This window comes from Streptomyces sp. NPDC056361, assembly GCF_042262805.1.
Taxonomy (GTDB): domain Bacteria; phylum Actinomycetota; class Actinomycetes; order Streptomycetales; family Streptomycetaceae; genus Streptomyces.
Window position 1 is genome coordinate 22815 of record NZ_JBHJQI010000011.1, and the last position, 26296, is coordinate 49110.

Annotated in this window: 21 protein-coding genes; 15 read left to right on the top strand and 6 right to left on the bottom strand. The window is 70.9% G+C overall.

Annotated elements, in window-relative coordinates; translation table 11 throughout:
* Window positions 1-4: 4 nt before the first annotated feature.
* The 8 genes from murG to ACFCY7_RS05690 all read left to right on the top strand — a co-directional run bounded on the left by murG (window position 5) and on the right by ACFCY7_RS05690 (window position 7202).
* Entirely contained in the window at window positions 5-1099 is a 1095-nt protein-coding gene (murG, locus tag ACFCY7_RS05655) for an undecaprenyldiphospho-muramoylpentapeptide beta-N-acetylglucosaminyltransferase (protein WP_376481608.1), read from the top strand.
* A gap of 27 nt (window positions 1100-1126) precedes the next feature.
* Window positions 1127-1930, top strand: coding sequence for a cell division protein FtsQ/DivIB (locus ACFCY7_RS05660; protein ID WP_376481609.1), 804 nt, complete (start codon window positions 1127-1129; stop codon window positions 1928-1930).
* A 277-nt stretch (window positions 1931-2207) separates the two neighbouring features.
* Window positions 2208-3422: a cell division protein FtsZ gene (ftsZ, locus tag ACFCY7_RS05665; RefSeq protein ID WP_376481610.1), complete on the top strand. Its 1215-nt coding sequence runs from the start codon at window positions 2208-2210 to the stop codon at window positions 3420-3422.
* Complete coding sequence (pgeF, locus tag ACFCY7_RS05670; RefSeq protein ID WP_376481612.1) at window positions 3419-4195, top strand: peptidoglycan editing factor PgeF; 777 nt, start codon at window positions 3419-3421, stop codon at window positions 4193-4195. Before ftsZ ends, pgeF begins: the two co-directional genes overlap by 4 nt.
* The gene (locus ACFCY7_RS05675) at window positions 4195-4914 is read left to right on the top strand and encodes a YggS family pyridoxal phosphate-dependent enzyme (RefSeq protein ID WP_376481613.1); all 720 of its coding nucleotides are present in this window, start codon (window positions 4195-4197) and stop codon (window positions 4912-4914) included. The genes pgeF and ACFCY7_RS05675 overlap by 1 nt, the downstream gene beginning before the upstream one ends.
* Before the next feature lie 122 nt (window positions 4915-5036).
* Complete coding sequence (locus ACFCY7_RS05680; RefSeq protein WP_017238791.1) at window positions 5037-5657, top strand: cell division protein SepF; 621 nt, start codon at window positions 5037-5039, stop codon at window positions 5655-5657.
* Between the two features lie 80 nt (window positions 5658-5737).
* Window positions 5738-6028 (top strand): YggT family protein, encoded by a 291-nt coding sequence (locus ACFCY7_RS05685; RefSeq protein WP_017238790.1) that lies wholly within the window; start codon window positions 5738-5740, stop codon window positions 6026-6028.
* A gap of 55 nt (window positions 6029-6083) precedes the next feature.
* A complete protein-coding gene (locus ACFCY7_RS05690; RefSeq protein WP_376481617.1) occupies window positions 6084-7202 on the top strand; it encodes a DivIVA domain-containing protein in 1119 nt (372 codons plus the stop codon).
* A 217-nt stretch (window positions 7203-7419) separates the two neighbouring features.
* Here ACFCY7_RS05690 and ileS read toward each other — a convergent pair whose 3' ends face one another.
* On the bottom strand, window positions 7420-10563 hold the full coding sequence (gene ileS, locus ACFCY7_RS05695) for an isoleucine--tRNA ligase (RefSeq protein WP_376481619.1): 3144 nt from the start codon (window positions 10561-10563) through the stop codon (window positions 7420-7422).
* A 540-nt stretch (window positions 10564-11103) separates the two neighbouring features.
* On the opposite strand from ileS, the gene ACFCY7_RS05700 reads away from it, so the two are divergent.
* From ACFCY7_RS05700 to ACFCY7_RS05725, 6 genes are all read left to right on the top strand, one after another.
* Entirely contained in the window at window positions 11104-11898 is a 795-nt protein-coding gene (locus tag ACFCY7_RS05700) for a TraR/DksA family transcriptional regulator (RefSeq protein WP_376481621.1), read from the top strand.
* An 80-nt stretch (window positions 11899-11978) separates the two neighbouring features.
* On the top strand, window positions 11979-12599 hold the full coding sequence (gene lspA / locus ACFCY7_RS05705; protein WP_376481622.1) for a signal peptidase II: 621 nt from the start codon (window positions 11979-11981) through the stop codon (window positions 12597-12599).
* Window positions 12600-12662: 63 nt separating this feature from the next.
* Window positions 12663-13604 (top strand): RluA family pseudouridine synthase, encoded by a 942-nt coding sequence (locus ACFCY7_RS05710; RefSeq protein ID WP_376481623.1) that lies wholly within the window; start codon window positions 12663-12665, stop codon window positions 13602-13604.
* A complete protein-coding gene (locus tag ACFCY7_RS05715) occupies window positions 13601-14068 on the top strand; it encodes a GNAT family N-acetyltransferase (protein WP_376481625.1) in 468 nt (155 codons plus the stop codon). The genes ACFCY7_RS05710 and ACFCY7_RS05715 overlap by 4 nt, the downstream gene beginning before the upstream one ends.
* 162 nt (window positions 14069-14230) lie before the next feature.
* On the top strand, window positions 14231-15817 hold the full coding sequence (locus ACFCY7_RS05720; RefSeq protein ID WP_376481627.1) for a Na+/H+ antiporter: 1587 nt from the start codon (window positions 14231-14233) through the stop codon (window positions 15815-15817).
* 36 nt (window positions 15818-15853) lie between these two features.
* Entirely contained in the window at window positions 15854-16423 is a 570-nt protein-coding gene (locus ACFCY7_RS05725; protein ID WP_376481629.1) for a dienelactone hydrolase family protein, read from the top strand.
* Between the two features lie 70 nt (window positions 16424-16493).
* Here ACFCY7_RS05725 and ACFCY7_RS05730 read toward each other — a convergent pair whose 3' ends face one another.
* The 5 genes from ACFCY7_RS05730 to ACFCY7_RS05750 all read right to left on the bottom strand — a co-directional run bounded on the left by ACFCY7_RS05730 (window position 16494) and on the right by ACFCY7_RS05750 (window position 22543).
* The gene (locus ACFCY7_RS05730; RefSeq protein WP_376481631.1) at window positions 16494-17468 is read right to left on the bottom strand and encodes a zinc metalloprotease; all 975 of its coding nucleotides are present in this window, start codon (window positions 17466-17468) and stop codon (window positions 16494-16496) included.
* Between the two features lie 326 nt (window positions 17469-17794).
* On the bottom strand, window positions 17795-19444 hold the full coding sequence (locus tag ACFCY7_RS05735; RefSeq protein ID WP_376481633.1) for an alkaline phosphatase D family protein: 1650 nt from the start codon (window positions 19442-19444) through the stop codon (window positions 17795-17797).
* A 150-nt stretch (window positions 19445-19594) separates the two neighbouring features.
* Window positions 19595-20410, bottom strand: a complete 816-nt coding sequence (locus ACFCY7_RS05740) for a DsbA family protein (RefSeq protein ID WP_376481634.1) — start codon at window positions 20408-20410, stop codon at window positions 19595-19597.
* Window positions 20411-20460: 50 nt separating this feature from the next.
* A complete protein-coding gene (locus ACFCY7_RS05745; RefSeq protein WP_376481636.1) occupies window positions 20461-21147 on the bottom strand; it encodes a hypothetical protein in 687 nt (228 codons plus the stop codon).
* 70 nt (window positions 21148-21217) lie between these two features.
* On the bottom strand, window positions 21218-22543 hold the full coding sequence (locus tag ACFCY7_RS05750; protein ID WP_376481637.1) for a DUF2252 domain-containing protein: 1326 nt from the start codon (window positions 22541-22543) through the stop codon (window positions 21218-21220).
* A 190-nt stretch (window positions 22544-22733) separates the two neighbouring features.
* On the opposite strand from ACFCY7_RS05750, the gene dnaE reads away from it, so the two are divergent.
* Window positions 22734-26273: a DNA polymerase III subunit alpha gene (gene dnaE / locus ACFCY7_RS05755; protein WP_376481638.1), complete on the top strand. Its 3540-nt coding sequence runs from the start codon at window positions 22734-22736 to the stop codon at window positions 26271-26273.
* Window positions 26274-26296 lie beyond the last annotated feature (23 nt).

Below are 26296 nucleotides of genomic sequence, written 5' to 3' on the forward strand. Positions count from 1 at the left end.
TTCGGTGCATGTCGTACTCGCCGGCGGGGGGACCGCCGGCCACATCGAGCCCGCGCTCGCCCTCGCGGACGCCCTGCGCAGGCAGGACCCCAGCGTGGGGATCACGGCGCTCGGCACGGAGAAGGGTCTGGAGACCCGGCTCGTGCCCGAGCGGGGCTACGAGTTGGCGCTCATTCCCGCCGTACCGCTGCCCCGCAAGCCCACCCCCGAGCTGATCACCGTCCCCGGGCGGCTGCGCGGCACGATCAAGGCCGCCGAGCAGGTCCTGGAGCGCACCAAGGCGGACTGCGTGGTCGGCTTCGGCGGCTACGTGGCGCTGCCCGGCTATCTCGCGGCCAAGCGGCTCGGGGTGCCGATCGTGGTCCACGAGGCCAACGCCCGGCCCGGCCTGGCCAACAAGATCGGTTCGCGGTACGCGGCGGGGGTCGCCGTCGCCACCCCGGACAGCAAGCTCCGCAACGCCCGCTACATCGGCATCCCGCTGCGGTACACCATCGCGACCCTCGACCGGGCGCGGGTGCGTCCGGAGGCGCGCGCGGCCTTCGGGCTGGATCCGAACCTGCCGACACTCCTTGTCTCCGGCGGTTCGCAGGGCGCGCGGCGGCTCAACGAGGTCATCCAGCAGATCGCCCCGGTGCTCCAGCGCTCCGGCATCCAGATCCTGCACGCGGTCGGCCCGAAGAACGAAATGCCGCGCGTCGACAACATGCCCGGTATGCCGCCGTACGTGCCGGTACCGTACGTGGACCGGATGGATCTCGCGTACGCCGCGGCCGACATGATGCTCTGCCGCGCGGGCGCGATGACCGTCGCCGAGCTCTCCGCCGTCGGGCTGCCCGCCGCGTACGTCCCGCTGCCCATCGGCAACGGCGAACAGCGGCTCAACGCCCAGCCGGTGGTCAAGGCGGGCGGTGGACTCCTCGTCGACGACGCGGAGCTGACGCCGCAGTGGGTGCAGGGCAACGTCCTGCCCGTACTGGCCGATCCGCACCGGTTGTACGAGATGTCCCGTTCCGCTGCCGAGTTCGGCCGTCGGGACGCCGACGACCTGCTCGTCGGCATGGTGTACGAGGCGATCGCCGCCCGCCGACAGGCGTAGCGCGGCGGCGAGAGGCAGGAGCGCCAGGTGGCAGCCGGACCGACGACCGCGGAGAAGAGCGGCGCCAGCAAGTCGAAGGGGTCGTCGGAGCGGTCGTCCGGCACGGGTACCCGGAACCCTCGGTTCCGGGTGCCCGCCCCCCGGTTGCTGCTCGTCGCGTTCGGCGTGGTCGCGCTCGTCGCCGGCGGGGTCTGGGCGCTCTACGGGTCCACGTGGTTCCGTGTGGAACGTGTGAAGACTTCCGGCACCCGGGTCCTGACCGCGAGCGAGGTCGAGGCCGCCGCCGCCGTCCCCCTCGGAGCCCCGCTCGTCACCGTCGACACCGAGGCGATCGAGGCCCGACTCCGGGCCGCCTTCCCCCGGATCGAGTCGATCGACGTCGTCCGGTCCTGGCCGCACGGAATCGGGCTGAAAGTGACGGAACGGCAGCCCGTCCTGCTCGTCGAAAAGGGCGGAAAGTTCACCGAAGTGGACGGAACCGGCGTGCGGTTCGCCACCGTCGACACCGCCCCGCGCGGCGTCCCCAAGCTCGTCCTGGACAGCGCGGCCTCCCCGAGCCTGCGCCGCTTCGGCGCGGACCGGCTGCTCCGCGAGGCGGTCCGCGTCCGGGGTGAACTCCCGGCGGAAATCGCCCGGGACGCTCGTGTCGTGCGCGTCACTTCGTACGACTCCGTCACTCTGGAGCTGACCAAGGGGCGCACGGTCTTCTGGGGCAGCGCGGAGCACGGCCCGGCGAAGGCCCGGGTGCTGACCGCTCTGATGAAGGCGGCGCCCAAAGCGGGGCACTTCGACGTAAGTGCCCCCACGGCGCCCGCCTCATCCGGAAGTTGACGGTCATCACCGCTGGCCAGCACCCTGGTTGGCCAGCGCTACGGGTGATCACATAGGGTGAAAAGAAAAACGGGAGGTTCGGCGTGTTCGTTGAACGTGCGCCACTTGTCGACTTAGTGTCCTGTTCGGAAGAGTCCAGCGAACAGAGACACTGGTAACCCTAAACTTCAACGTTAGGGTTCGGGTCGGCGTTTCGGACCGTCCCAATCGGCATCCGTCGGAGCGGCGCGACCAACGCGCGGCGACGACACGTAACTCGAGGCGAGAGGCCTTCGACGTGGCAGCACCGCAGAACTACCTCGCAGTCATCAAGGTCATCGGTGTCGGCGGCGGTGGTGTCAATGCCATCAACCGAATGATCGAGGTCGGTCTCAAGGGCGTCGAGTTCATCGCGATCAACACCGACGCGCAAGCGCTGTTGATGAGCGACGCCGACGTCAAGCTCGACGTCGGCCGTGAACTCACCCGCGGCCTGGGGGCCGGGGCCAACCCGGCCGTCGGTCGCAAGGCGGCAGAGGACCACCGTGAGGAGATCGAGGAGGTCCTCAAGGGAGCCGACATGGTCTTCGTCACCGCCGGCGAAGGCGGCGGCACCGGCACCGGCGGCGCACCCGTCGTCGCCAACATCGCGCGCTCGCTCGGCGCCCTGACGATCGGTGTGGTCACCCGGCCGTTCACCTTCGAGGGTCGCCGTCGCGCCAACCAGGCGGAGGACGGCATCGCCGAGCTCCGCGAAGAGGTCGACACCCTCATCGTCATCCCGAACGACCGACTGCTCTCGATCTCGGACCGCCAGGTCTCCGTGCTCGACGCGTTCAAGTCGGCCGACCAGGTGCTGCTGAGCGGTGTCCAGGGCATCACCGACCTCATCACCACCCCGGGTCTCATCAACCTCGACTTCGCCGACGTCAAGTCGGTCATGTCCGAGGCCGGTTCCGCCCTCATGGGCATCGGCTCCGCCCGTGGCGACGACCGCGCGGTGGCCGCCGCGGAGATGGCGATCTCCTCGCCGCTCCTGGAGGCCTCCATCGACGGCGCCCGCGGCGTGCTGCTCTCCATCTCCGGCGGCAGCGACCTCGGTCTCTTCGAGATCAACGAGGCCGCGCAGCTGGTCAGCGAGGCGGCCCACCCCGAGGCCAACATCATCTTCGGCGCCGTCATCGACGACGCCCTGGGCGACGAGGTCCGCGTCACCGTCATCGCGGCCGGCTTCGACGGCGGCCAGCCGCCGGCCCGCCGGGACAACATCATCGGCGCGGTCTCGGCCAAGCGCGAGGAGCCGGCCCCGGCCCCCCGCCACGTCGAGACCTCCCGTCCGCTCGGCGGCCTCGGCACCGTGGCCCCCCGCGAGGAGCCCGTCGCCGCCCCGGTCGAGCCCACCCCGGTCGTCAACGAGGTCCCGCTGACGCCCGCCCAGCCGGTCGTCCCGCCGGCCCGTCCCTACGCGGACAGCCAGGCCGAGGAGCTGGACGTCCCGGACTTCCTGAAGTGATAGGACAACGCTTCGACGCGAACGGCGCGCACTTCGCCTTCACCGACCGGTGGGGCGGGGTGAGCGCCGTTCCGTACGAGGAGCTCAACCTCGGCGGAGCGGTGGGGGACGACCCCGAAGCGGTACGGACCAACCGGGCGCTCGCCGCCGGCGCCCTCGGGCTCGACCCGGCGCGGGTGGTCTGGATGAACCAGGTGCACGGCGCGGACGTCGCCCGGGTCGACGGGCCGTGGGGCACCGCCGACGTCCCGGCGGTCGACGCGCTCGTCACCTCCCGTCCGGGACTCGGGCTCGCCGTCCTCACCGCGGACTGCGTGCCCGTCCTCCTCGCCGACCCGGTCGCGGGAGTCGCGGCCGCCGCCCACGCCGGGCGTCCCGGGATGGTGGCGGGAGTCGTCCCGGCCGCGGTCGCGGCCATGATCGATCTGGGCGCCGACCCCGCCCGTATCGTCGCCCGCACCGGCCCCGCCGTCTGCGGGCGCTGCTACGAGGTCCCGGAGGCCATGCGGGCCGAGGTCGCGGAGGCCGAACCCGCGGCCTGGGCCGAGACGAGCTGGGGAACCCCGGCCGTCGACGTCGTCGCCGGGGTCCACGCCCAGCTCGAACGGCTCGGCGTCACCGACCGGCAGGCCAGCGCGGTCTGCACCCGGGAATCCGGTGACCACTACTCGTACCGCCGCGACCGCACCACGGGGCGACTCGCGGGATATGTCTGGTTGGACGCTGTATCCACCCCGGGGGCGACCCCCGGATCCCCGGCAGGAAAGAACTGATGACGGACCGCACGTCGGAACTCGCCGAGAACCTGGCCCGGGTGGAGGCGCGCATCGCCGCCGCCTGCGCCGCCGCCGGGCGCGCGCGGGAGGAGGTGACCCTCGTCGTGGTCACCAAGACCTATCCCGCGAGCGACGTGAGAATCCTCCACGGGCTCGGCGTGCGGAACGTCGCCGAGAACCGGGACCAGGACGCCGCCCCCAAGGCCGCCGCGTGCGTCGACCTTGACCTGACCTGGCACTTCGTGGGCCAGTTGCAGACCAACAAGGTCAGATCCGTGGTGGGTTATGCCGATGTGGTGCAGTCCGTCGACCGCTTGAAGCTCGTTTCCGCCCTCTCCGCGGCCGCGGAGAAGGAGGGGCGCGAGCTCGGCTGCCTGCTCCAGGTCGCGCTCGACGCCGAGTCCGGCGAGCGGGGCGACCGCGGCGGTGTCTCGCCCGACGGGATCGAGGAGTTGGCGGCCGCGGTGGACGCCGCGCCCGGGCTGCGGCTCGGCGGACTGATGACCGTGGCCCCGCTCGCCGGCCCGTACGCGGGACGGCAACGCGCCGCCTTCGACCGCCTCATGGATTTGTCGACTGCCCTGCGCGCGGCCCGTCCGGCTGCGAACATGGTGTCAGCAGGGATGAGCGCGGACCTCGAGGAGGCCGTCGCGGCCGGGGCGACACACGTACGCGTCGGTACGGCGGTACTCGGCGTCCGCCCGAAGCTCGGGTAACGTCGCGAAGCAAGTCGGACCACAGCAGAAAATATGGTCATTCCGCAGAACGGCGGGGTGTCCCGTGGATCGCCGGCACTTGGTGACGAGGCCGATCCACCACAGAGCGGAGGACTCAGAGAATGGCCGGCGCGATGCGCAAGATGGCGGTCTACCTCGGCCTCGTGGAGGACGATGGGTACGACGGCCGGGGTTTCGACCCCGACGACGACTTCGAACCCGAGCTGGAGCCGGAGCCCGAGCGCGACCGGCGTCACACCCCCCCGCGTCAGGTGGAGCGCGAGGAACCGGTGCGTGTCGTGGCACCCCCCGCGCAGCGGGAACCGGTCGCCCATTCCGTCCCGGTACTCGCCGAAAGCGGACGTCCGGCCCGAATTGCCCCCGTGGCATCCATCACACCCGAACGTCCGAGCCTGGAGAAGAACGCACCGGTGATCATGCCCAAGGTCGTGTCCGAGCGGGAGCCCTACCGCATCACCACGCTGCACCCTCGGACGTACAACGAGGCCCGTACCATCGGGGAACACTTCCGCGAGGGTACCCCCGTGATCATGAACCTCACGGAGATGGACGACACGGACGCGAAGCGACTTGTCGACTTTGCCGCCGGACTCGTCTTCGGGCTCCATGGCAGCATTGAGCGCGTGACGCAGAAGGTGTTCCTGTTGTCGCCTGCTAACGTCGATGTCACGGCGGAGGACAAGGCCCGGATCGCAGAGGGCGGATTCTTCAACCAGAGCTGAGAACAACAGAACCGGACGGACCGGTCGCGAAGCGGCCGGCCGAGCGAGAGCACGCAAGCCAGGGGAGAGGGAAACGCGGGATGGGCGTCGCACTACAGGTGGTCTACATCGTGCTGATGTGCTTCCTCGTCCTCCTGATCGTCCGGCTGGTCATGGACTACGTCTTCCAGTTCGCCCGTTCATGGCAACCCGGTAAGGCGATGGTGGTCGTTCTCGAGGCCACCTACACTGTCACCGATCCACCGCTCAAGCTTCTGCGGCGACTCATCCCGCCGCTGCGTCTCGGGGGCGTGGCACTCGACCTGTCCTTCTTCGTTCTGATGATCATCGTCTACATCCTGATCTCCATCGTGAGCAGCTTCGCGAGGTGAGTGTGGACGATACGGTCTTGCCGACTGCCGACGACTACGTAGAGGTGAAGAAGAGATGCCGCTGACCCCCGAGGACGTGCGGAACAAGCAGTTCACGACCGTCCGCCTTCGAGAAGGCTATGACGAGGACGAGGTCGATGCCTTCCTCGATGAGGTCGAAGCCGAACTGACCCGCCTGCTCCGCGAGAACGAGGACCTGCGCGCCAAGCTGGCCGCCGCGACGCGCGCCGCCGCGCAGAACCAGCAGCAGCAGGGCATGCGCAAGCCGCCGGAGCCGCAGGATCGTCCCGGCGCGCCCGTGCCCGCGGCCATATCCGGTCCGCCGGTCCAGCAGCAGCCGCCCCAGATGGGCCCGCCGCAGCTGCCCTCCGGTGCCCCGGCGCTTCCCCCCGGCCCCATGCAGGGCGGCCCGATGCAGGGCGGTCCCATGCAGGGCGGCCCGATGCAGGGCGGTCCCATGCAGGGCGGTCCCATGCAGGGCGGTCCCATGGGCCCCGGCCCGATGCAGGGCGGCCCGATGGGTCACCCGCAGCAGCAGATGCAGCCGCAGATGCAGCAGCAGCCGCAGCAGGGCCCCGGTGGCGACAGCGCCGCGCGTGTCCTCTCGCTGGCCCAGCAGACCGCCGACCAGGCGATCGCCGAGGCCCGCTCCGAGGCCAACAAGATCGTCGGCGAGGCGCGCTCCCGCGCCGAGGGCCTGGAGCGGGACGCCCGCGCCAAGGCGGACGCTCTTGAGCGGGACGCCCAGGAGAAGCACCGCGTGGCCATGGGCTCCCTGGAGTCCGCGCGCGCCACGCTGGAGCGCAAGGTCGAGGACCTGCGCGGCTTCGAGCGCGAGTACCGCACGCGCCTGAAGTCGTACCTGGAGTCGCAGCTGCGTCAGCTGGAGACCCAGGCCGACGACTCGCTGGCCCCGCCGCGCACCCCGGCGACGGCCTCCCTGCCGCCGGCCCCGTCCATGGCCTCGGCGGGCGCGAGCGCCCCGTCCTACGGCGGCAACGGCGGGATGGGTGGTGCTCCGTCCATGGGCGGCGCCCCCTCCTACGGCGGTCAGCAGCAGATGTCTCCGGCGATGACCCAGCCGATGGCTCCGGTCCGTCCGCAGGCACCGCAGCCGATGCAGCAGGCGCCGGCGCCGATGCGCGGCTTCCTCATCGACGAGGACGACAACTGACGGCGCGAGGTCGCGCGACGAGCGCGTAGCCGTCGGCAGGCTGCAAGGGCCGGTTCCCGGGTTTCTCCCGGGGGCCGGCCCTTCGCCGTTCCCCGGGACGGACCCGCGGTCACGCCGGCGCCCCGCGCCCGCCGAAGGGGGCCCGCGCACGCGGAAAGGGGCCCGCGTACGCCGAAGGGCCCGGCCTCAGGAGAGGCCGGGCCCTTCGGTCAGGGGGTCAGGACTTGCGGAGGCGGAAGACGAGGGCGAGGGAGTCGTCCTCGAAGGGGGCTCCGTAGGAGTCGTCGGCCTCGCCCTGGGCGTGGTCCGTGGCGAGGACCTCGTCCGCGATGAGCGCCGCGTGGGTGGTGAGCGCCTCGACCGTCTCGGGGGAGGTGGAGGTCCACCGGAGGGCGATGCGGTCGGCGACGTCGAGGCCGCTGTTCTTGCGGGCCTCCTGGATGAGGCGGATCGCGTCACGGGCGAGGCCCGCCTGACGCAGCTCCGGGGTGATCTCCAGGTCGAGGGCGACCGTCGCGCCGGCGTCGGAGGCGACCGACCAGCCCTCGCGGGGGGTCTCCGTGATGATGATCTCCTCGGGGGTGACGGTGATGTCCTCGCCGTTCACCGAGAGGGTCGCCTCGCCGGAGCGGAGGGCCAGGGACAGCGCCGCCGCGTCCGCGGCCGCCACGGCCTTGGCCACGTCCTGGACGCCCTTGCCGAAGCGCTTGCCGAGGGCGCGGAAGTTCGCCTTGGCGGTGGTGTCGACGAGGGAGCCGCCGACCTCGGAGAGGGAGGCGAGGGAGGAGACGTTCAGCTCCTCCGTGATCTGGGCCTGGAGCGCCGGCGGGAGGGCCGCGAAGCCCGTCGCCGCCACCAGCGCGCGGGAGAGCGGCTGGCGGGTCTTGACGCCCGACTCGGCGCGCGTCGCCCGGCCGAGCTCGACCAGCCGGCGGACCAGCAGCATCTGCTCGGACAGGGTCGGGTCGATCAGGCCGGTGTCGGCCTCGGGCCAGGTGGCGAGGTGGACGGACTCGGGCGCGTCGGCCGTCACCGGGACCACCAGGTCCTGCCAGACCCGCTCCGTGATGAAGGGGGTCAGCGGGGCCATGAGGCGGGTGACCGTCTCGATCACGTCGTGGAGGGTGCGGAGCGCGGCCGCGTCGCCCTGCCAGAAGCGGCGGCGGGAGCGGCGCACGTACCAGTTGGAGAGGTCGTCGACGAAGGCGGAGAGGAGCTTGCCGGTCCGCTGGGTGTCGTACGACTCCATCGCCTCGGTGGCCTCGACGACCAGGGTGTGGAGCTCGGAGAGGAGCCACTTGTCGAGGACGGAGCGGTCGGCGGGGGCCGGGTCCGCGGCGGACGGCGCCCAGCCGGAGGTACGGGCGTACAGCGCCTGGAAGGCGACGGTGTTCCAGTACGTCAGGAGGGTCTTGCGGACGACTTCCTGGATGGTGCCGTGGCCCACGCGGCGGGCCGCCCAGGGCGAGCCGCCGGCCGCCATGAACCAGCGGACCGCGTCGGCGCCGTGCTGGTCCATGAGCGGGATCGGCTGGAGGATGTTGCCCAGGTGCTTGGACATCTTGCGGCCGTCCTCGGCGAGGATGTGGCCGAGGCAGACCACGTTCTCGTACGACGACTTGTCGAAGACCAGGGTGCCGACGGCCATCAGCGTGTAGAACCAGCCGCGGGTCTGGTCGATGGCCTCGGAGATGAACTGCGCCGGGTAGCGGCTCTCGAACAGCTCCTTGTTCCGGTACGGGTACCCGTACTGCGCGAACGGCATGGAGCCCGAGTCGTACCAGGCGTCGATGACCTCCGGCACGCGGGTGGCCTCCAGCGCGCAGCCGTCGGCCGGGCAGGTGAAGGTCACCGCGTCGATGTACGGGCGGTGCGGGTCGAGCTCGGACTGGTCGGTGCCGGTCAGCTCGGTCAGCTCGGCGCGCGAGCCGACGCAGGTGAGGTGGCCCTCCTCGCAGCGCCAGATCGGCAGCGGGGTGCCCCAGTAGCGGTTCCGGGAGAGCGCCCAGTCGACGTTGTTGGTCAGCCAGTCGCCGAAGCGGCCGTGCTTGACCGAGTCCGGGAACCAGTTGGTCTTCTCGTTCTCCGCGAGCATGCGGTCCTTGACCGCGGTCGTGCGGATGTACCAGGACGGCTGCGCGTAGTAGAGCAGGGCCGTGTGGCAGCGCCAGCAGTGCGGGTAGCTGTGCTCGTACGCGATGTGGCGGAAGAGCAGGCCGCGCGCGTCCAGGTCGGCGGTGAGGGCCTCGTCGGCCTTCTTGAAGAAGACGCCGCCGACCAGCGGGACGTCCTCCTCGAAGGTGCCGTCGGGGCGGACCGGGTTCACGACCGGCAGGCCGTACGCCTTGCAGACCTTGAGGTCGTCCTCACCGAAGGCGGGGGACTGGTGGACGAGACCGGTGCCGTCCTCGGTGGTGACGTACTCGGCGTTGACGACGTAGTGCGCCTCGGCGGGGAAGTCGACCAGCTCGAAGGGGCGCTGGTAGGTCCAGCGCTCCATCTCGGCGCCCGTGAAGGACTCGCCGGTGGTGACCCAGCCCTCGCCGAGGGCCTTCTCGACCAGCGGCTGGGCGACGACGACCCGCTCGTCGCCGTCGGTGGCGACGACGTAGGTGACCTCGGGGTGGGCGGCGACGGCCGTGTTGGACACCAGGGTCCAGGGGGTCGTCGTCCAGACGAGGAGCGCCGCCTTGCCGGCCAGGGGGCCGGAGGTCAGCGGGAAGCGGACGTAGACGGAGGGGTCGACGACCGTCTCGTAGCCCTGGGCCAGCTCGTGGTCGGAGAGGCCGGTGCCGCAGCGCGGGCACCAGGGGGCGACCCGGTGGTCCTGGACGAGGAGGTCCTTGTCGAAGATCTGCTTCAGCGACCACCAGACCGACTCGATGTACGAGGGGTCCATGGTCCGGTACGCGTCGTCCAGGTCGACCCAGTAGCCCATGCGGGTGGTGAGGTCGGCGAACGCGTCGGTGTGGCGGGTCACCGACTCGCGGCACTTCGCGTTGAACTCCGCGATGCCGTATTCCTCGATGTCCTTCTTGCCGGAGAAGCCGAGCTCCTTCTCGACGGCGAGCTCGACCGGCAGACCGTGGCAGTCCCAGCCGGCCTTGCGGGCCACGTGGTAGCCGCGCATGGTGCGGAAGCGGGGGAAGACGTCCTTGAAGACGCGGGCCTCGATGTGGTGGGCGCCGGGCATGCCGTTGGCGGTCGGCGGGCCCTCGTAGAACACCCATTCGGGGCGTCCCTCGGACTGCTCCAGGGTCTTGGCGAAGACCTTGTTGTCCTGCCAGAAGTCGAGCACGTCGTGTTCGAGGGCGGGCAGGTCGACCTGGGCGGGCACCTGGCGGTACTGCGGCGGTGTCATCGAGTTCCTCCGGCGGAAAGTCGTCGTTCCGTCGGAGGGACGAGAGCCCGGCTCCCGCGGTACCACCCTCCTTGGCCCCGGGCGCGCACGCCCTGAGCCCCCTCATTGGGGTCGCGACGCCGGGTCTAGTCACCGCGCTGTGCTGCGGCTTTCTTCCGACGGCTCCGGGGTGATGCTTCACATCGGGCTCGCCCCCGGGCTCTCACCGTCCCCGGGTCGCTCATGGCTGCTTGCGACGCTACTCGTCCCCATCCAAGCCTTTCGCTGTGGCCAGTGTACGGGGCCGGGAGCGGGGCGGCAGACCGGTTTTCGCGTGACCCGAATGGCCATACGGGGCGGGCCGGAGTTGGCGTGCGGCCATGTGGGGGAGGGCGGGACGGATAACCCGGCGGGGAGCTGGGCACAACGGAGGCAGGCCCGCCCCGCGGGGAGCGGGGGCGGGTGGGAACGGCGGCGTGCCCCGTTGCCGCGGGCCTTGGGCCGATTTATCGTCCCAGCACGATTCGCGAGCAAGATCACAAAATGTGAAGGGGCCGCGACATGGTGGCGAAGAAGACCGCCGCGAAGAGGACCTCGACCGCCGGTTCCGACGGTTCGGCCGAGGTCGCCAAGGACGTGACCGGCAAGAAGTCGACGGTCGCGACGAAGACGGCTGCCGGGAAGGCCGTCACGAAGAAGGCGGTCACGAGGAAGGCGGCCACCGGGAAGACGGCCGTCGACGGGACGGACGGGGCGGCCCCCGCCCGCGAGACCACGGCCCCGGACGGCGGGGCCCCCGCAGGGAAGACGCCCGCCGGGAAGGCCGTGGCGAAGAAGGCGGCGGCCAGGAAGGCGCCCGCCGCGAAGAAGCAGACAGGAGCCAGGACGGTGGCAGCGAAGAAGACCGCGGGCGGCGTCACGACCGCCGGCAGCGAGGCCGCGGTGCCCCCGGCCCGCACCGGGGAACTCGCGGTGCGTCCCGGCGAGGACCCGTGGACGCCGGAGGAGGTCGACGAGGCCCGCAGCTCGCTCCAGGCCGAGGTGCTGCGGCTCCGCAGCGAGCTCGTCCACTCCCAGGAGGAGCTCACCGGCCTCATGCGGGACTCGGGCGACGGCGCCGGGGACGACCAGGCCGACACGGGCACCAAGAACATCACCCGGGAGCACGAGCTCGCCCTGGCGGCCAACGCGCGGGAGATGCTGGAGCAGACCGAGCACGCCCTGGAGCGGCTCGACGCGGGCACGTACGGCCTCTGCGAGGTGTGCGGCAAGCCCATCGGCAAGGCGAGGATGCAGGCCTTCCCGCGGGCCACGCTCTGCGTCGAGGACAAGCAGCGGCAGGAGCGGCGCGGCTGACGATCTCGGCTGACGGTCTCGTACGCCTGTGCCGTACCCTCGGTGCACGGTCAGGCATCGAGGTCGAGGGACTCACTCACGTGGCAGAGGCGGAGCGCATCATCGGTACGCCGGATTCAGCAGGGGCCGACGAGACGGCCGCCTCCGACGGGACGGTCGCCTCCGAGGGGACGGCGGCCTCCGACGGGACGGCCGCTCCCGAGGAGCGGCCGCGGGGCAGGCGCCGGATCGTCGCGCTGTTCGTGGTGGCCGTGCTGGCCTACCTCCTGGACCTCGGCAGCAAGATGCTGGTGGTCGCCAAGCTGGAGGGCCACGAGCCGATCGACCTGATCGGGGACCTGCTGCGGCTCGACGCCATCCGGAACCCGGGTGCCGCGTTCGGCATGGGCGAGGCCTTCACGATCATCTTCACCTGCATCGCGGTCGCCGTGATCGTCGTGATTATCCGGCTGGCCAGGAAGCTCTACAGCCTGCCGTGGGCGATCGCGCTCGGCCTGCTGCTCGGCGGCGCGCTCGGCAACCTCACGGACCGGATCTTCCGCTCGCCGGGCGTCTTCGAGGGCGCGGTCGTCGACTTCATCGCCCCGGCGCACTTCGCCGTCTTCAACCTCGCCGACTCGGCGATCGTCTGCGGCGGCATCCTCATCGTCCTGCTGTCGTTCCGGGGCCTCGACCCCGACGGGACGATCCACAAGGACTGAGCGGCCAGGGGTCCGACCCCGTGCGGAAGACAGAGTGTCTTCCGCACAAGGCATACTCGACGGGTGAGTACGAGTCCCGAGATCCGCACGCTGCCCGTTCCCGATGGCCTGGAGGGCGAGCGCGTCGACGCCGCCATCGCCCGTATGTTCGGGTTCTCCCGTACGAAGGCGGCCGAGCTGGCCGCCGCAGGGAAGGTCCAGGTCGACGGCTCCGTCGTCGGCAAGTCCGAGCGGGTCAGCGGCGGCGCGTGGCTCGAAGTCGAGATGCCCGGCGCGGCCGCGCCCGTGCAGATCGTCGCGGAGCCCGTCGAGGGCATGGAGATCGTCCACGACGACGACGACATCGTCGTGATCATGAAGCCGGTCGGCGTCGCCGCGCACCCCAGCCCCGGCTGGACCGGCACCACCGTCATCGGCGGTCTCGCCGCCGCCGGGTACCGCATCTCCACCTCCGGCGCCGCCGAGCGCCAGGGCATCGTGCACCGCCTGGACGTCGGCACCTCCGGCCTGATGGTGGTCGCGAAGTCCGAGTACGCGTACACCTCGCTCAAGCGCCAGTTCAAGGAGCGCACGGTCGACAAGCGCTACAACGCGCTGGTCCAGGGCCACCCCGACCCGATGAGCGGCACCATCGACGCCCCGATCGGCCGGCACCCGAACCACGACTACAAGTGGGCGGTCACCGCCGAGGGCAAGCCCTCCGTCACGCACTACGACCTCATCGAGGCGTACCGCTCGGCGTCGCTGCTCGACATCAAGCTGGAGACGGGCCGCACCCACCAGATCCGGGTGCACATGTCCGCCCACCGCCACCCCTGCGTCGGCGACCTCACCTACGGCGCCGACCCGACGCTGGCCAAGCGCCTCGGCCTGACCCGGCAGTGGCTGCACGCGGTCCGGCTCGGCTTCGAGCACCCGGGGGACGGCTCGTGGGTCGAGTTCGCCAGCACGTACCCCGAGGACCTGCAGCGGGCGCTGGACCGGATCGCGGCGGAGAGCCAGTGACGGCCGCGTACGCGGTCCGCGAGGCGACGGAGCAGGGCGACCGCGAGGCGTGCTTCGCGGTCCGCCGCGAGGTGTTCGTCGAGGAGCAGGGCGTACCGCAGGAGCTGGAGTACGACACGTACGACGCGACCGCGCTGCACGTCCTGGCCGTGCGCGCGGACGGACTGCCGCTGGGCACCGGGCGCCTGCTGCACGGGGCGGACGCCGTCGGCAAGACGGGCGGGGACGCCTCGGTGGGCTCCCTCGGCCGGCTCGCGGTCGCGAAGGCGGCCCGCGGTCTCGGGGTCGGCGCGGCGCTCGTGCGGGCCGTCGAGGACGTGGCCCGCGAGCGGGGTCTGACCGCCGTCGACCTGCACGCGCAGACCCACGCGCTGGGCTTCTACGAGCGGCTCGGCTACGAGGCGTACGGCCCCGAGTTCCCGGACGCGGGCATGCCGCACCGGGCCATGCGCAAGGCCCTCTAGGGCCTGTCGTCACCTTCCCGTCTGCCCCGCGACGCCTGGCCCCTGGCCCTCTCCGGCGGACCGGGGTCGGACAGGCCCCGACCCGGCGGCCCTGTGTGCCGCTCGGGCGGCACACAGGGGGCGTTCAATGCCAAAACGGACGTACGTGGCAGGGTGGGCCCCGTGGATCAATTGGCCCTGTTGTTCTTGCTGCTGCTCGGCGCCCTGCTGACCGTGCCCCTCGGCGACCGGCTCGGTCTGCCCGCCCCGGTCCTGATGACGCTCGTCGGGATCGCGCTGGCCCTCCTGCCGTTCGTGCCGAACGTCGAGGTCCCGCCGGAGTTCATCCTCCCGCTGGTGCTGCCGCCGCTCCTCTACGCCTCCGTGCAGCGGACCTCCTGGCGGCAGTTCGCGGCCAACAGGCGACCGATCTTCCTGCTCGCGGTCGCCCTCGTCTTCGTCACCACGGCGGCCGTCGGCGCGGTCGCGCACGCGCTCGTGCCCGGTCTGCCGCTGGCCGCCGCCATCGCGCTCGGCGCCCTCGTCGCCCCGCCCGACCCGGTCGCCGCGACCGCCGTGGCCGGTTCGCTCGGGCTGCCCCGCCGGCTGGTGTCGATCCTGGAGGGCGAGGGGCTCTTCAACGACGTCACCGCGATCGTGCTGTACCACGTGGCCATCGCCGCGGTCGTCAGCGGCTCCTTCTCCTGGCCCGATGCGCTCGCCGAGTTCGTGCTGTCCGCCGTGGTCGCCGTGGCCGTCGGCCTCGTCCTCGGCTGGCTCTGCAACAAGCTGATCGGCCTCCTCGGCGACGTCACGCTGCAGACCGGCCTCACCCTCCTCGTCCCCTTCGTGAGCTACGTCCTCGCCGAGGAGCTGCACGGCTCCGGTGTGCTCGCCGTGCTGCTGACCGCGCTCTTCCTCGCCGAGCACGCGGCCGACGCCGACGACGTCATGGGCCGGCTCGCCGGGCAGACCTTCTGGCAGATCGTCGACACGCTGGTCACCGGCATCGCGTTCGGCCTCATCGGCCTGGAGCTGATCCACGTCTTCGGGGTGGCCGAGGGCCGCGGCTCGGAGATGCTCGGCTGGGGCGCCGCCGTGGTCGGCGTGGTCGTCGGGGTCCGGCTCCTCTGGCTGCTGCCCGCCACCTGGCTGGCGAAGAGGCTGCACACCCTCAGGGACATCGACGAGGAGATCCCGATGAGCTGGCGGGAGACCGTCGTCATGTGGTGGGCGGGGATGCGCGGGGTGGCTTCGGTGGCGCTCGCCCTCGCCATCCCGCTGCGCACCCACGACGGCGAGCCCTTCCCCGGCCGTGACGAGATCATCTTCATCGCCTTCTGTGTGATCATCGCCACCCTCGTCTTCCAGGGGCTGACCCTGCCCTCGCTGGTCAAGCGGCTCGGCGTACGGGCCGACACGGACGCCGAGCGGGCCCTCGAACGCGACCTCGCGATCCGGGCGGCGAAGGCTGCCAGGCGCCGGCTGAAGGAGATCGAGGAGGTCGAGGAGCTGCCGGAGGAGGTCCAGGAGCGGTTGCTGCGCGGGGCGTACGACATCGGGGCCCGGATCAGTCCGGACATGGTCGACGAGGAGCGGCGGGCCGCCTACGCGGCGCGCGTGGACCGGCTCAAGGCGGTGCAGCGGATCCAGCGGGAGCTGATGTCGGCCGCCCGGCACGAGGTCCTCTCGGCACGCAGCGAGCCGGGTGCCGATCCCGAGGTGGTGGACCGGGTGCTGCGGCAGCTGGACGTGCGCAGCATGCGCTGAGGGGTGCCCCGTGGGCCGGGTGGCAGGATGGGGCGCATGGACATCATGCTCTTCCACTCGGCCTACGGGCTGACCCCCTCCGTCGAGGCGGCCGCGGAGCGGCTGCGGGCCGCCGGCCACCAGGTCTGGACGCCCGACCTCTACGACGGCCGGACGGTGGGGACCGTCGAGGAGGGTGTGGCGCTCCGGGACGAGATCGGCAAGGACGAGCTGCTGAAGCGGGCGGTCCTGGCCGCCGCCCCCTACTCCGAGCGGGGCCTGGTCTACATGGGCCTCTCCCTCGGGGCCTCGATCGCCCAGACGCTGGCGCTCGGGGACGAGAAGGCGCGCGGGCTGCTGCTGTTCCACGGCACCTCGGACCTCGCGGAGTCGGCGTCGGTGGACGAGCTGCCGGTGCAGCTGCACGTGGCCGAGCCCGACCCGTTCGAGACGGACGACTGGCTGTCCTCGTGGTACCTGCAGATGCGCAAGGCCGGGGCGGACGTGGAGATCTACCGCTACCGGGGCGCGGGGCACGTGTACACGGACCCGGAGCTGCCCGACTGGGACGAGGAGGCGGCCGGGCGGACCTGGTCGGTGGCGCTGGCCTTCCTGGAGAGCCTGTAGGGCGTACGCGCGGAAAGGGGTGTGGCCCCCGGGGAGTCCCCGGGGGCCACACCTGTGTCCGGACGGTGCGTCAGCTCGCGCGGTACGAGGTCCAGAACTGGTTCATCCGGGCCACCTGGCCGGAAGTGAACTGGTACATGCAGGCGTCGTACGTGTAGTCCATGAAGTTGTGGATCGGGTCCACACCGGCCTTGCTGGTGCAGGAGTCACGGCCGGTCGGGCACTCGTACGCCGGGGTCTTCTCGGCCGGGGTGTCGGCCACCGAGTCGCCGGAGCCGGTGCAGCCGCCCTGGAAGGTGTGGTAGAGGCCCATCCAGTGGCCGACCTCGTGGGTCGCGGTGTCGCCCTCGTTGTAGTTGGCCGCGGTGCCGCCCGGGAGCGAGGCGTCGAGGACGACGACGCCGTCCATGGACGGGTTCGAGGCGTACGAGGACGGGAAGGTCGCCCAGCCGAGGAGGCCGCCGCCGAGGTTGGCGGTGTAGAAGTTCAGCGCGCCGGCGCCGCCCTTGCGGAGGGTCTGCTTCATCTGCTTCTCGGCGGTGGAGCCGGAGGACAGGTTGTACCAGGTGGCGTTGTCCGTGTAGTCGGTACCGGCCAGGGTGAACTGGAAGTTGGTGTTCACGTTGCCGGTGCCCTGGCCCGCGTAGGCCGCGTTCAGGACGTTCATCTGGTTGTTGATGGCGGTGGCGGAGAGCTTGCCCGTCGTGCCGCTGTGGATGACGTGGAAGTAGACGGGGATGTTGACCACGGCGGCGGCCCCGGCGGAGGCGCTGAGGCGCCCCTGGGAGGCGGCCGCGGCCAGCTTCTTCTTCAGGTCGTCGTCCATGGCCTTGGCCTTGGCGGCCGAGACCTCGTTGGGCTCGGCGGCGTGGGTGTCGGCGCCGCGCGCCTTGCGGGCGCCGGAGAGGGCGGTGGTGCCGTCCGCGCACTCCTCGGCGGACGCGCCGGCCAGGGTGGTGGCGGCACCGGTGGCCACGGGGGCGGACAGCGGGGCCAGGGCCAGGGTTCCGGCCATGACGGCGGTGCCGAGCATCCGGCGCGACATACGCGGGGATATACGGACAAGAGCACGCACGGTGACTCCTCGTGGGGGGTGTTGGTGAGGAACTTCCTCGCCACGCCGGGGAGATTACGCGTCCATGTCAGCCATCGTTGAGGAGTGATCAAGCCCAATCATTCGTGGGGCAATTCGGGTCTTCGGGAAGAAAATCTTGCGCCGGTTCCGGAGTTTGAGACCTCGACGTAACAGGTGGAGTGACAGAGGCGGGTGGTGTGTCCGGATTAGATCTCCGAAACTCGCCACCCGCCGTAGCCATGTGATCTCCCGTTAACAGGAGCGATCATGGCTGAAAATCGCCCCTACAGGGGTGTCTAGCGCACCGGCTGGTACACCCGCTCGACACGCTGCGTTCCGCTCAGCGTCCGGTACGAGCGCGCCCAGGCCGTCGTCGCGGCGGGATCCTTCTTGTCGGAGACCGTGTAGTAGTCCATCTGCGAACGCTCGGCGGTCACGTCGAGCACGCCGTAGCCGTGGTGGTCCATGTCCACCCACTTCACATGGCGGTTGGCGGCCTTGACCGCGCCGGCGGCCACCACCGAGAGCGTCCCCGGGGCCACGTGCAGCAGGTCGTCCAGGTTGTCCGAGGTGACCGAGGTGACCACGAACTCGGTCGCCGCCGAGGCCGACACCGGGTACGTCGCGGCCTTCACCGGCACGTCGTTGGCCCACGCCATGTGGATGTCACCGGTCAGGAAGACCGTGTTCCGGATCGCCCGCGTCGTCAGGTGCGCGAGCAGCTCCTTGCGGTCGTCGGTGTAGCCGTCCCACTGGTCGACGTTGACCGCGAGCCCCTCCTTGGGCAGGCCCATCAGCTCGGCCAGCGGCTCCAGGAGGTACGCGGGCAGGGCGCCGAAGGCGACCGGCGAGATCATCACCGAGGTGCCGACCAGCTGCCAGGTCGCGTCCGAGCCGGCCAGACCGGCCTTCAGCCAGTCCAGTTGGGCGCGGCCGGTGATGCTCCGCTCCGGGTCGTCGACCGTGCCGCTGCCCGTCTTCGCCGGCGCGGAGCGGAAGGAGCGCAGGTCGAGCAGGTGCAGATCGGCCAGCTTGCCGAAGCGCAGCCGCCGGAAGACCGTGCCCTCCGTGGACGTCCGGACCGGCATCCACTCGAAGTACGCCTGCTTGGCGGCGGCCACCCGGGCCGCCCAGTCGCCCTCGGCGCCGGGGGTGTGGTTCTCGGCCCCGCCGGACCAGGCGTCGTTGGCGAACTCGTGGTCGTCCCAGATGGCGACGACCGGGTGGGCCGCGTGCAGCGCCTGGAGGTCGGGGTCCGTCTTGTACTTCCCGTGCCGGGTCCGGTAGTCGGCGAGCGAGACGATCTCGTGGCGCGGCTCGTGCTGCCGGACGACGTACTTCGCTTCCGGGTAGGCGCCGCTGGCGTACTCGTAGACGTAGTCGCCGAGATGGAGGACCGCGTCCAGGTCGGCGCGGCCGGCGAGGTGGCGGTAGGCGGAGAAGTGGCCGGACTCCCAGTTCGCGCAGGAGACCACGCCGAAGCGGACGCCCGGTGCGGCGGCGTCGGCGGCCGGTGCCGTGCGGGTGCGGGCGGCGGGCGAGACGGCGTCGCCCGCGGTGAAGCGGAACCAGTAGGCGGTGGCCGGGCGCAGGCCGCGGACGTCCGCCTTGACGGTGTGGTCGGAGGAGGCGCTCGCCGTGGCCGTACCGGAGGCGACGACCCGGGCGAAGCCGCGGTCCTCGGCGAGTTCCCAGCCGACCCGGACGTCCGGGCCGAGGCCCGATCCGGGTACGGCCTCGGGGGAGGGGGTGACGCGCGTCCAGAGCAGGACGCCGTCGGGCAGCGGGTCGCCGGAGGCGACGCCGTGCAGGAAGGCGGGGGCCCCGGAGTCCGCGAGGGCGGGGGAGGCCGCCCCGAGGAGGGCGGGTGCCGCGACGGCGGTGACGGCGGCGGCCTTGACGACCGTGCGGCGGGTGGGGGCAGGAGATATGAAACGACTGGTCACGGCCAGTCAGATTACTGACGAGTACGCCCGTTGGGCAGGCGAAATCCGGAAGTTCGCCGACTCGTCGCCCCGAGGACGCCCCCGCCCCCGCCCCCGGCCGGGGAGGCAGGGGCGGGGGCGGGGGTGAGGGCGGGGTGCGCGAGGGGGCGGTCAGGCCTTGAGGGCCGCCGCGATCGCCGTGTCGAACTCGGCCGGCGTCATCGGCGGGCTGTCGCTGCCCGCAGCCGTCACCGGCTTGCCGTCCATCTTCAGGGTCGGGGTGCCCGTCACCCCGCTCGCGTCGAAGGCCGCGGACATCTTCATCGCCCAGGCGTCGAAGGTGCCCTCCTCCACGTTCTTCTTGAAGGCGGCGTTGTTCTTGAGCGCCGGCACGGAGTCCGCCACCTCCAGGAGGTAGGAGTCCTTGGCGAACTTGTCGTCGTTCTCCTCCGGGTGGAAGTCCGTCGAGTAGAGCGCGGACTTGTACTTCAGGAAGGCCTCGGGGCTGACGTCCAGGGCCGCGCCGAGCGCGGAGAGGGCGTTCTTGGAGCCCTCGCCCGGGGCGCCGTTGTCGATGAAGGTGGCACCGACGTACTTGATCTTGTACTTGCCGGCCTCGACGTCCTTCTCGACGGTGGAGCCCACCGACTGCTCGAAGGTCGCGCAGACCGGGCAGCGCGAGTCCTCGTACAGCTCCAGCGTCTTCTTCGCGGACGACTTGCCGATGACGACCGTCGTGCCGTTCGTGCCCGAGGTGTTCTTCGGGGCCGTGACGTTCTTCGCGTCCGCCGCGGCCTCCCACTGGGAGGGCTTGTTGGACTGCACCACCGCGTAGCCGATGCCGCCGGCCGCGGCCAGGACGGCCACGGCCGAGACGCCGACGACGAGCTGCCGGCGGGCCCGGTCCTTCTTCGCCTGGCGCTCGCGTTCGACGCGCAGGCGCTCGCGGGCGGCGGCCTTGTTGGACTGGCTGTTGCGTGCACTCATGATGATGATCTCCGTGAGAGAGGGAAGGCAGGGGGAACCGCGGGACGCGCTCAGACGAGGGCGAGACCCGGGTTCGGCGGCCCCCGCCGCCCCACGGAGTGCACGAGGAACCGGGTACGGGAGGACCGCGGCCGCCCCACGGGCCGCCCGGCACGCCGGGGCGCCGGACCACCCGCACGGAAGAAGGCCGCCACCAGGAGCAGCGGACGGAACGCGCAGGCCGCCACCGCGCCCATCAGCCGGGCCAGCGCGCGCTCCCCGCCGCGCAGCCAGCACGCCGCCGCGAACCCGACGCCCACGTGCGCCAGGAGCAGCAGCCACGGCAGCGCCGGGTCGGGGGAGGAGAGCAGGGCGGCCGCGCTTCCGGCCTCGGGGGTCACCACGCCGGGCAGCGGGGTCCCCACGGCGCCGCCGCAGAACACCTCCACCCCCACCGTGCGCAGCGAACCGGCGACCGGGCCGCCGGCGGGGCCGTAACAGACCGCCTGGCCGCTGGTGAAGAGGGTGTCGGCCGCCAGTTCCAGCGGGACGAGGAGCCCGGCGATCGGGCCGAGGCCGCGCTCGCGGCCGGCCAGCGCGTACGCCGCGGCGAAGACGGCGACCGCCACGGGGACCACGGTCCCCAGCGGCAGCGGAACGCCCGAGAGCAGCACGTGGGACGCCACGGACAGCGTCACGACCAGGGCCGTGAAGAACGCCGCCCGCAGCGTCCTCAGCTGCGTCCCTGCCATGTCCATCGTCGAGGAGTGTGTCACGGGGGGCCGTAAGAGGTCCCTAAGGACTCCCTGTGGACGGCCCCGCCGATCCCTACAGGCCGGGGATCCGGCCGTTGCGGAAGAGGTCCACGAAGATCTGGTGGTCGGTCCGCGCCCGGGCCCCGTAGGCGTGCGCGAAGTCCACCAGGAGCTCGGCGAAGCCCTCCTCGTCGGCCGCGATGGCCGCGTCGATGGCCCGCTCCGTCGAGAACGGCACCAGCGAGTGGCCGCTGGAGTCGTCCGCCGCCGCGTGCATGGTCGCCGTCGCCCGGCCCAGGTCCGCGACGGTCGCCGCGATCTCCTCCCAGTCGTCGATGTCCGACCAGTCCAGGTCCACCGCGTACGGCGAGACCTCGGCGACGAGCTGCCCGGCGCCGTCCAGCTCCGTCCAGCCCAGCCACGGGTCCGCGTGCGCCTGCAGCGCCCGCTGCGAGATCACCGTGCGGTGGCCCTCGTGCCGGAAGTACTCCCGCACGGCCGCGTCCGTGACGTGCCGCGAGACCGCCGGGGTCTGCGCCTGCTTGAGGTAGATCACGACGTCGTTCTCCAGGGCGTCGCTGTTGCCCTCCAGCAGGACGTTGTACGAGGGGAGGCCGGCCGAGCCGATGCCGATCCCGCGCCGCCCGACGACGTCCTTGACCCGGTACGAGTCGGGCCGGGCCAGGCTGGACTCCGGCAGGGTCTCCAGATAGCCGTCGAAGGCCGCGAGGACCTTGTACCGGGTGGCCGCGTCCAGCTCGATCGTGCCGCTGCCCGCCGTGAAGCGGCGCTCGTACTCGCGGATCTCGGTCATCGAGTCGAGCAGCCCGAAGCGGGTCAGCGCCCGCGCCTCGCGCAGCGCGCCGAGCAGCGCCCCCTCGGCGGTCTCCAGGGTGAAGGCGGGGACCTCGTCGCCCTTGGCGCCGGTCGCCAGGGCGTGGACGCGCTCCCGGTACCCGGCCGCGTAGATCCGGACCAGGTCGGTGATCTGCCCGTCGCTGAGCGCCTTGGCGTAGCCGATCAGGGCGAGCGAGGCGGCGAGCCGCTTCAGGTCCCAGGTGAAGGGGCCGACGTACGCCTCGTCGAAGTCGTTGACGTTGAAGATCAGCCGGCCGTTGGCGTCCATGTACGTGCCGAAGTTCTCGGCGTGCAGGTCGCCGTGGATCCAGACCCGGCCGGTGCGCTCGTCCAGGTACGGGCCGCCGTGGGCCTCCCGCTCCAGGTCCGCGTAGAACAGGCAGGCGGTGCCCCGGTAGAAGGCGAAGGCGGAGCCGGCCATCTTCCGGAACTTGACGCGGAAGGCCGCGGGGTCGGCGGCGAGGAGCTCGCCGAAGGCGGTGTCGAAGACGGCGAGGATGTGCTCACCGCGCTCTGCCGCGGTGGGCTGGGGGACCGACATCGAGGTGCCTCCTGGTACCGGACGTGCTGCAAGGCCGTTCATGACATAGGGGACAGGTGTTCCCGGTCTCTCAACGCGCGACCCCAGCCGTGAGTGCCCGTCGTCTGTCACTCGGCCGACGTAGACTTCCACGCTGTCCCCCCAGACTGTCCGCAGCCTGAAGTCCGTCGTTTCCCGGAGGCCCCCCGCCGTGACCAAGCCGCCCTTCACGCACCTCCACGTCCACACCCAGTACTCGCTGCTGGACGGTGCCGCGCGGCTGAAGGACATGTTCAACGCGTGCAACGAGATGGGCATGACGCACATCGCCATGTCCGACCACGGCAACCTGCACGGGGCGTACGACTTCTTCCACACCGCGAAGAAGGCCGGGGTCACGCCGATCATCGGCATCGAGGCGTACGTGGCCCCCGAGTCCCGGCGCAACAAGCGGAAGATCCAGTGGGGACAGCCGCACCAGAAGCGCGACGACGTCTCCGGTTCCGGCGGTTACACCCACAAGACGATCTGGGCGGCGAACGCCACCGGACTCCACAACCTCTTCAAGCTCTCCTCCGACGCGTACGCCGAGGGCTGGCTGCAGAAGTGGCCCCGGATGGACAAGGAGACGATCTCCCAGTGGTCGGAGGGGCTCATCGCCTCCACCGGCTGCCCCTCCGGCGAGCTCCAGACCCGGCTCCGCCTCGGCCAGTTCGACGAGGCCCTCAAGTCGGCCTCCGAGTACCAGGACATCTTCGGCAAGGAGCGGTACTTCCTGGAGCTGATGGACCACGGCATCGAGATCGAGCGCCGGGTCCGCGACGGGCTCCTGGAGATCGGCAAGAAGCTCGGCATCCCGCCGCTGGTCACCAACGACTCGCACTACACGTACGCGCACGAGGCCGGCGCCCACGACGCCCTGCTCTGCATCCAGACCGGCAAGAACCTCTCCGACCCGGACCGCTTCAAGTTCGACGGCACCGGCTACTACCTGAAGTCCACGGACGAGATGTACGCCGTGGACTCCTCGGACGCCTGGCAGGAGGGCTGCCGCAACACCCTCCTGGTCGCGGAGCAGGTCAGCACCGACGGCATGTTCGTCGAGAAGAACCTGATGCCGAGGTTCGACATCCCGGAGGGCTACACCGAGGTCAGCTGGTTCCGCGAGGAGACCATGCGCGGCATGCACCGCCGCTTCCCCGGAGGCATCCCGGACGACCGCATGAAGCAGGTCGAGTACGAGATGGACACCATCATCTCGATGGGCTTCCCGGGCTACTTCCTCGTCGTCGCCGACTTCATCATGTGGGCGAAGAAGCAGGGCATCGCCGTCGGCCCCGGCCGAGGCTCCGCGGCCGGCTCGATCGTCGCGTACGCCATGGGCATCACCGACCTCGACCCGATCCCGCACGGTCTGATCTTCGAGCGCTTCCTCAACCCCGAGCGCATCTCCATGCCCGACGTCGACATCGACTTCGACGAGCGCAGGCGCGTCGAGGTCATCCGGTACGTGACCGAGAAGTACGGCTCGGACAAGGTCGCCATGATCGGCACCTACGGCAAGATCAAGGCCAAGAACGCCATCAAGGACTCCGCGCGCGTCCTCGGCTACCCGTACGCCATGGGCGACCGGCTCACCAAGGCCATGCCCGCCGACGTCCTCGGCAAGGGCATCGACCTCAACGGCATCACCGACCCCTCGCACCCGCGCTACAGCGAGGCGGGCGAGATCCGGTCGATGTACGAGAACGAGCCGGACGTCAAGAAGGTCATCGACACCGCCCGCGGCGTCGAGGGCCTGGTCCGCCAGATGGGCGTGCACGCCGCCGGCGTCATCATGTCCAGCGAGCCGATCGTCGACCACGCGCCGATCTGGGTGCGGCACACCGACGGCGTCACCATCACGCAGTGGGACTACCCGCAGTGCGAGTCGCTCGGCCTGCTGAAGATGGACTTCCTCGGCCTGCGCAACCTCACGATCATGGACGACGCCGTCAAGATGGTGAAGTCCAACAAGGGGATCGACATCGATCTCCTGGCCCTGCCGCTGGACGACCCCAAGACCTTCGAACTGCTCCAGCGCGGTGACACCCTCGGCGTCTTCCAGTTCGACGGCGGACCCATGCGGTCCCTGCTGCGGCTGATGAAGCCCGACAACTTCGAAGACATCTCCGCCGTGTCCGCCCTGTACCGGCCGGGCCCGATGGGCATGAACTCGCACACGAACTACGCGCTGCGCAAGAACGGCCAGCAGGAGATCACCCCGATCCACCCCGAGCTGGAGAAGCCGCTCGAAGAGGTGCTCGCGGTCACCTACGGCCTGATCGTGTACCAGGAGCAGGTGCAGAAGGCCGCCCAGATCATCGCCGGGTACTCCCTCGGCGAGGCCGACATCCTCCGCCGCGTGATGGGCAAGAAGAAGCCCGAGGAGCTGGCGAAGAACTTCACCATCTTCCAGGCCGGCGCCAAGAAGAACGGCTACAGCGACGAGGCCATCCAGGGCCTCTGGGACGTCCTGGTCCCCTTCGCCGGCTACGCCTTCAACAAGGCGCACTCGGCCGCGTACGGCCTGGTGTCCTACTGGACCGCCTACCTCAAGGCCAACCACCCGGCCGAGTACATGGCCGGCCTGCTCACCTCGGTCAAGGACGACAAGGACAAGTCCGCGGTCTACCTGAACGAGTGCCGCCGCATGGGCATCAAGGTGCTCCCGCCGAACGTGAACGAGTCCGAGTCGAACTTCGCCGCCCAGGGCGACGACGTGATCCTCTTCGGCCTCTCCGCCGTCCGCAACGTCGGCACCAACGTCGTCGAGTCGATCATCAAGTCGCGCAAGGCGAAGGGGAAGTACTCCTCCTTCCCGGACTTCCTCGACAAGGTCGAGGCCGTCGTCTGCAACAAGCGGACGGTCGAGTCGCTGATCAAGGCCGGCGCGTTCGACGAGATGGGCCACACCCGCAAGGGCCTGGTCGCCCACCACGAACCCATGATCGACAACGTGGTGGCGGTCAAGCGCAAGGAGGCCGAGGGACAGTTCGACCTCTTCGGCGGAATGGGTGACGAGGCGAGCGACGAGCCCGGCTTCGGCCTCGACGTCGAGTTCTCCGACGTCGAGTGGGAGAAGTCCTACCTGCTCGCCCAGGAGCGCGAGATGCTCGGCCTCTACGTCTCCGACCACCCGCTGTTCGGCATCGAGCACGTCCTGTCCGACAAGACGGACGCCGCGATCTCCCAGCTCACCGGCGGCGAGCACGGCGACGGCGCGGTCGTCACCATCGGCGGCATCATCTCCGGCCTCCAGCGCAAGATGACCAAGCAGGGCAACGCCTGGGCCATCGCCACCGTCGAGGACCTCGCCGGATCCATCGAGTGCATGTTCTTCCCGGCCACCTACCAGCTGGTCTCCACCCAGCTCGTCGAGGACACGGTCGTCTTCGTCAAGGGACGGCTCGACAAGCGCGAGGACATCCCCCGCCTCGTCGCCATGGAGCTGATGGTCCCCGACCTGTCGAACGCCGGGACCAACGCGCCGGTGATCCTCACCATCCCGACGGTGAAGGTGACGCCGCCGATGGTCACCCGGCTCGGCGAGATCCTCAAGCACCACAAGGGCAACACCGAGGTGCGGATCAAGCTCCAGGGGCCCCGGACCACGACCGTGCTCCGGCTCGACCGGCACCGGGTGCAGGCCGACCCGGCCCTCTTCGGGGACCTGAAGGTGCTGCTCGGCCCGTCCTGCCTGGCGGGCTGACCTCCCGCACGCACTACGCTCCG

Coding starts and splice junctions, on each gene's coding strand:
- ileS (WP_376481619.1), bottom strand. CDS start 10,563: ATGACACCGCCGCAGTACCGCCAGGTGCCCGCCCAGGTCGACCTGCCC.
- ACFCY7_RS05690 (WP_376481617.1), top strand. CDS start 6,084: ATGCCGCTGACCCCCGAGGACGTGCGGAACAAGCAGTTCACGACCGTC.
- ACFCY7_RS05725 (WP_376481629.1), top strand. CDS start 15,854: ATGGACATCATGCTCTTCCACTCGGCCTACGGGCTGACCCCCTCCGTC.
- ACFCY7_RS05745 (WP_376481636.1), bottom strand. CDS start 21,147: ATGGACATGGCAGGGACGCAGCTGAGGACGCTGCGGGCGGCGTTCTTC.
- ACFCY7_RS05750 (WP_376481637.1), bottom strand. CDS start 22,543: ATGTCGGTCCCCCAGCCCACCGCGGCAGAGCGCGGTGAGCACATCCTC.
- ACFCY7_RS05730 (WP_376481631.1), bottom strand. CDS start 17,468: ATGTCGCGCCGGATGCTCGGCACCGCCGTCATGGCCGGAACCCTGGCC.
- ACFCY7_RS05685 (WP_017238790.1), top strand. CDS start 5,738: ATGGGCGTCGCACTACAGGTGGTCTACATCGTGCTGATGTGCTTCCTC.
- ACFCY7_RS05740 (WP_376481634.1), bottom strand. CDS start 20,410: ATGAGTGCACGCAACAGCCAGTCCAACAAGGCCGCCGCCCGCGAGCGC.
- ACFCY7_RS05680 (WP_017238791.1), top strand. CDS start 5,037: ATGGCCGGCGCGATGCGCAAGATGGCGGTCTACCTCGGCCTCGTGGAG.
- ACFCY7_RS05675 (WP_376481613.1), top strand. CDS start 4,195: ATGACGGACCGCACGTCGGAACTCGCCGAGAACCTGGCCCGGGTGGAG.
- ACFCY7_RS05700 (WP_376481621.1), top strand. CDS start 11,104: ATGGTGGCGAAGAAGACCGCCGCGAAGAGGACCTCGACCGCCGGTTCC.